Here is a 5,075-nt window from a genome sequence, read left to right on the forward strand (position 1 = left end):
GGTGTCCTCATGCTCACTGGAGGGCAGCTCCACACCTGCGGGCAGTTTCAGCTCGGAGAGGTGGATGGCATCGCCAACGTTCATCTCGCCCATGTCGACTTCGATGAACTCGGGCAGATCCTTCGGCAGGCAGGTGATCTCCACATCACTGAGCATGTGGGAGGCCTGGCCACCCGCCTTGGTGCCGGGTGCGGTTTCTTGGTTGGTGAAGTGCAGCGGCACTTGCATGCGGATCTTCTCGCCGGCGCTGATGCGCTGGAAGTCGATGTGCATGATGAACGGCTTGGCTGGGTGGCGCTGCAGATCCTTCAGCACCACCTGCTCAGTGGCGTCACCAACCTTCAGGTTGAGGATGTGGGAGTAGAAGGCCTCATGATCCAGGTGCAGGATCAGCTCGTTGTGGGCCAGCGAGATCATGGAGGGTTCCTGGTGGCCACCGTAGATGATGCCGGGGACCATGCCGGTGCGGCGCAGGCGGCGGCTCGCACCTTTCCCTGTATCGCTCCTGGGCTGTGCAGTAATTTCAAAACTGACGGACATGTCAATCTCCTGATTAATCATTTTGATTGGATTGCGCTGCCCCGCGACCAAGGCGGCGCCTGTCACGCCGGAATTCCGGCGAACGCGCGATTCTATCAGGATTGCAGGGATTTACCAGTGGTCGTGCTGGTGACTTGAGGTGTGGATCAGTCGACAAACAGTGAGCTGACCGACTCCTCGCCGCTGATGCGGCGCATAGTCTCGGCCAGCAGCTCTCCGATGCTGACCTGACGGATCCTGTCGCAGGCCGCGGCCGCATCCGAGAGCGGAATGGTGTTGGTCACCACCAGCTCGTCGAGTACCGAGTTGCTGATGTTGTCTACCGCCGGGCCGGAGAGTACCGGGTGTGTGCAGTAGGCGACGACCTTAGCGGCACCATGCTCCTTGAGGGCTTGGGCAGCTTGGCAGAGGGTGCCGGCGGTGTCGACCAGGTCGTCGATCAGCACACAGCTGCGCCCCTCCACTTCACCGATGATGTTCATCACCTTGGCCTCGTTGGGGCGTGGGCGGCGTTTGTCGATGATCGCCAGATCGGCGTCGTCGAGTCGCTTGGCCAGCGCCCGGGCGCGCACCACGCCGCCGACATCGGGGGAGACTACCATCAGGTCCGGGTGGCGCTGGCGCCAGACATCGCTGAGCAGGATCGGTGAGGCGTAGACGTTGTCTACCGGGATGTCGAAAAAGCCCTGAATCTGATCTGCGTGCAGATCGACCGTGAGCACCCGATCGGCACCGGCTGTGCTGATCATCTTGGCGGCAAGGCGGGCGGTGATCGGGACCCGGGAGGAGCGGGGGCGGCGATCCTGGCGGGCGTAGCCGAAGTAGGGGATGACAGCGGTGATGCGATTGGCCGATGAGAGACGCATTGCGTCGATCATCACCAGCAGTTCCATCAGGTTTTCGTTGGTTGGCGCTGAGGTGGGCTGGACGATAAACACGTCCCGACCGCGCACGTTCTCCTGGATCTCGGCCATTACCTCGCCGTCACTGAAACGCCCAATTTGGGCCTTGCCGAGCGGCATGTTCAGGTGGCTGGCGATCTCGCTGGAGAGGCTTGGGTTGGCGTTTCCGGAAAAAACCATCATGGCACTGGTAGGCACAGCGGACCCCCGATATCGGTCTGTTGCTAGTGTGGTTAACCGGGTGGAGCCGGCGCCCTGGGCGTCTGTGAGAATCGACTCTGACAGGCAGCCCCATTAGATTTGGCTGGGGCGGTAGGACTCGAACCTACGTATGCCGGGATCAAAACCCGGTGCCTAGCCACTTGGCGACGCCCCAATTAACTCGAATCGATCCTGTCGAACAGCGGGGAGCGGTTGAGCCCCCGCGCGACAAAACCCTGAAATCGTTCCGGCAGCCGCGAGCATCGCTCTCTGCCTCGGCCTGGCTGTTAAACTCGCCATAGATGCAGGCGCCGGTTCCTGTCATGCGGGCGGTTGTGATCTCACCCAGCCAGGCCAGCGCATCGGCGACCTGTGGATGGCGTTTTGCCACCACCGGGAGGCAGTCGTTCGCTCTGTCGCCCCCCAGGAAGTCGGCTATTTTGATGTGGGGTGAGTTGCGTGTCAAATCGGCGGCACTGAAGACGTCGGCGGTGGAGACATGGCACCCAGGATGCACGATCAGATACCAGGGGCAGTTGAGTTCCATGTTGCTGAGAGTTTCGCCAATGCCCTCGGCCCAGGCGGCGTGGCCGTGGATGAAGATGGGGACATCGGCCCCCAGCGAGAGGCCGAGCTGGGCCAGCTCCTGTTGTGACAGGTTGGTGTTCCATAGCCGGTTGAGCGCAACCAGGGTGGTGGCGGCATCGGAGCTGCCGCCGCCTAGGCCGCCGCCCATCGGCAGTCGCTTGTCGATGTGGATCTCTGCTCCAAGCCGGCACTGACTGGTTTGTTGTAGCAGGTGAGCGGCGCGGACTGTCAGGTCGTGCTCGGGAGCGACGCCGGGGAGAGGGGTGCGCAGGCGGATGGCGCTGTCATCGGTGGGGGTGAAGTGCAGCTGGTCGGCCAGGTCGAGAAACTGAAATACTGTCTGCAGTTCGTGGTAGCCATCGGCGCGCCGGCCCACCACGCGCAGCATCAGGTTCAGCTTGGCCGGCGCCGGCCAGAGGCCCTGGGAATCATTGGCGCTCATTTGCTCTGCGGGAGGCGTCCCTGTTCGCTGCCGGTAAGGCGCTTGCGTACTGGGCGGATGAAGCGGTTGCGGGGCTCCCGCTGCATTGCCTCCTGCCAGATCTGCAATGCTTCGCGATGCAGGCCAAGCTGCCAGAGTACTTCGCCGAGGTGGGCGGCTATCTCGGCGTCCTTACTCTGTTGCGCGGCATGTTCGAGATGGTGGCGCGCCTGCTCGACATTGCCCATGCGGTACTCGACCCAGCCGATACTGTCGAGGATCGCCGGATTGTCCGGCTGCAGCGCCAGTGCGCGTTCGATGTAGCGCTTGGCCTCGTGCAGGCGTTTGGTTTTGTCAGCTAGGGTATAGCCCAGCGCATTGAGGGCGTCGGCGTGATTGGGATCCTTGTCGAGAATGCGTCGCAGATCCTGTTCCATCTGTTCGATCGCACCCAGATCGGCAGCATTGATGCCGCGTGCGTAGAGTAGATCGAGGTTATCAGGATCCGCTTTCAGTGCGCTGTCGTAGATTCCCATCGCGGATGCAAAGTCGCCGGTGCTGCGTAGCAGCTCCGCCTCGATCAGGTTGATCCGAAGTTGATGTTGCGGGGTGCGCAGGCGCAGTCGTTGCAGTAGCTCGCGGGCGCGTTTGATCTCGCCCTTGTTGGTCAGCAGTCGTGCGGTGCGGAGGCGGGCGTCAATTTGGTTGCCGCCGCCGCTGACCTGTTGATAGTGGCTGATGGCGTTGTCGTGCTGTTCCTGGATCTCGTTGATCAAACCCAGATAGTAATGGGCGTCGTCTTTTTTCTGGCCGTGCTCGATGAGGCTGGTGAAATACTCCTTGGCCTCGTCGTAGTGTTTGAGCTGGGTCGAAAGCACGCCCAAGGCGTAGCCGATGTCGGCGTTCTCCGGTGACTGCTGATGGAGCTTGATGAAGTGTGCACGGGCCTGTTCGGTCTGATTCTGTTCCAGCAGGGTGCGGGCCAGCGTGGTGCGTAGCTTTTTGTCCGATGGGTTGTCGGCAACGGCTGCCTTGAGTTCATCTAACCCTGCATCTGGATTGCCTTGCAGGATCAGGGTGCGAGCCAGTAGCAGCCGAGCCTGTGGCCAGCCGGGCTTGAGATTGAGTGCGGTGCGGACCTGCTGTTCGGCGATGTCGTGGCGTTTAGCGTGGTTCGCGGTCACTGCGAGGGCGTAGAGTGCTGCAGGATTCTGTTGTTGTCCGGCGGTGATCTGCTGCATCAGTGCAAGCGCCTTGCCGGGGGTGTTGCTCTTCTCTGCGATTGCGGCGGCCTGCAGATAGCCGGATTTGCCCTGTTGGTTGGCCAGTTCGGCAACGCGCTTCAGGTGAAACAAGGTTTTCGAGTCAGCGTTGTGTTTTGCATGCAGCAGAGCGGCGATCTGATGCGCCTTGAGTGAGTTGGGTTCGAGTTCGATCCAGAGCGTCAGGGCCTTCTCAGTGTTCTGGTGTTGATTCGATAGCAGAGCAAGCCGGCTGGCGCGTTGGGCCATTCCCGGGTTTCGAGACTGAAGTGCCGCCCGGTAGGCATGCTGGAATGCAGTCTGGCTGTCACCGCGTTGGTTGGCGATCTCTCCTACCAGGGTGTCGTAAATGAGGTCAGGAGTGAGTCTCGCCGCGCCGGGCTGGGGGGCTGGGGCGGAAGGGGTGGGGGGTTCGCTGGGCGTGGTGGTGGCCGCGCCGGTCGGCGGCACGGGGCCGCTTGCGCAGCCAGTCAGGATGAGTGTCAGCACTATGCTGGTTACACGAATCGACATCGGTTTTTGCAGATTCCTTGAGCGCCTATTTCAAACTAGTAAATAGGGATTGGCCGCTTGCTGCAAGTGAAAAAAATCGAAGTGGGGGCTCAGCTTGTATGGGGCTTGACAAAGGTTTTTTTAAACTGACAAAAAAATAGGGTGACAGGGAGGAAATATCCATTATAATGCGCGGCTCGTTTGCTGGGATTCGATCTGTCGCTGCAGGTCAGCTTGACATTGCGTTTTTTGCGGAATAGGATGCCCGGCTCGCGTTTGGAGGGGTTCCCGAGTGGCCAAAGGGATCAGACTGTAAATCTGACGGCTCCGCCTTCGGAGGTTCGAATCCTCCCCCCTCCACCAGATTTTTTGATGTTGAATCGGCTTGGCGGACGTCATGCCCGGTTGGCAGTGCGGGTGTAGTTCAATGGTAGAACTTCAGCCTTCCAAGCTGACTACGTGGGTTCGATTCCCATCACCCGCTCCAAGTGTGAGCTGGTCTGCTCGGTGTGGCAGATCGATCAATTTGCCCAGATAGCTCAGTTGGTAGAGCACACCCTTGGTAAGGGTGAGGTCGGCAGTTCAAATCTGCTTCTGGGCTCCATATTTGGTAACGGCGTGCGTAAGCGCGCGAATTTGTCTTTAAGAAAGTAGAGCGTGGAGAGAGCC

Annotated in this window: 3 protein-coding genes, 4 tRNA genes and 1 pseudogene; 3 read left to right on the forward strand and 5 right to left on the reverse strand. The window is 60.5% G+C overall.

The genetic code is table 11. The annotated features are described in order from the left end of the window. From RIFP1SYM_RS15645 to RIFP1SYM_RS15660, 5 genes and pseudogenes are all read right to left on the reverse strand, one after another. Window positions 1–540, reverse strand: a 540-nt coding sequence (locus RIFP1SYM_RS15645) for a 50S ribosomal protein L25/general stress protein Ctc (RefSeq protein WP_039960773.1), incomplete at its 3' end; no start/stop codon positions are given. 146 nt (window positions 541–686) lie between these two features. Then, window positions 687–1,640, reverse strand: a complete 954-nt coding sequence (locus RIFP1SYM_RS15650) for a ribose-phosphate diphosphokinase (RefSeq protein WP_005966635.1) — start codon at window positions 1,638–1,640, stop codon at window positions 687–689. 103 nt (window positions 1,641–1,743) lie between these two features. After that, window positions 1,744–1,818 (reverse strand) — tRNA-Gln (locus RIFP1SYM_RS15655). A 1-nt stretch (window position 1,819) separates the two neighbouring features. Then, window positions 1,820–2,673 (reverse strand): annotated as a pseudogene (gene ispE / locus RIFP1SYM_RS16650) (4-(cytidine 5'-diphospho)-2-C-methyl-D-erythritol kinase). Further along, window positions 2,670–4,427 (reverse strand): tetratricopeptide repeat protein, encoded by a 1,758-nt coding sequence (locus RIFP1SYM_RS15660; RefSeq protein ID WP_005966637.1) that lies wholly within the window; start codon window positions 4,425–4,427, stop codon window positions 2,670–2,672. Before RIFP1SYM_RS15660 ends, ispE begins: the two are co-directional and overlap by 4 nt. 257 nt (window positions 4,428–4,684) lie before the next feature. Between RIFP1SYM_RS15660 and RIFP1SYM_RS15665 the strand changes: the two genes are divergently transcribed. The 3 genes from RIFP1SYM_RS15665 (at window position 4,685) to RIFP1SYM_RS15675 (ending at window position 5,010) form a co-directional block, all read left to right on the forward strand. Next, window positions 4,685–4,769 (forward strand) — tRNA-Tyr (locus RIFP1SYM_RS15665). Between the two features lie 50 nt (window positions 4,770–4,819). After that, window positions 4,820–4,893 (forward strand) — tRNA-Gly (locus tag RIFP1SYM_RS15670). 41 nt (window positions 4,894–4,934) lie between these two features. Further along, window positions 4,935–5,010 (forward strand) — tRNA-Thr (locus RIFP1SYM_RS15675). Window positions 5,011–5,075: the final 65 nt, after the last annotated feature.

Source organism: endosymbiont of Riftia pachyptila (vent Ph05) (assembly GCF_000224455.1).
Classification (GTDB): Bacteria; Pseudomonadota; Gammaproteobacteria; order Chromatiales; family Chromatiaceae; genus Endoriftia; species Endoriftia persephonae.

Coding starts and splice junctions, on each gene's coding strand:
- RIFP1SYM_RS15660 (WP_005966637.1), bottom strand. CDS start 4,427: ATGTCGATTCGTGTAACCAGCATAGTGCTGACACTCATCCTGACTGGC.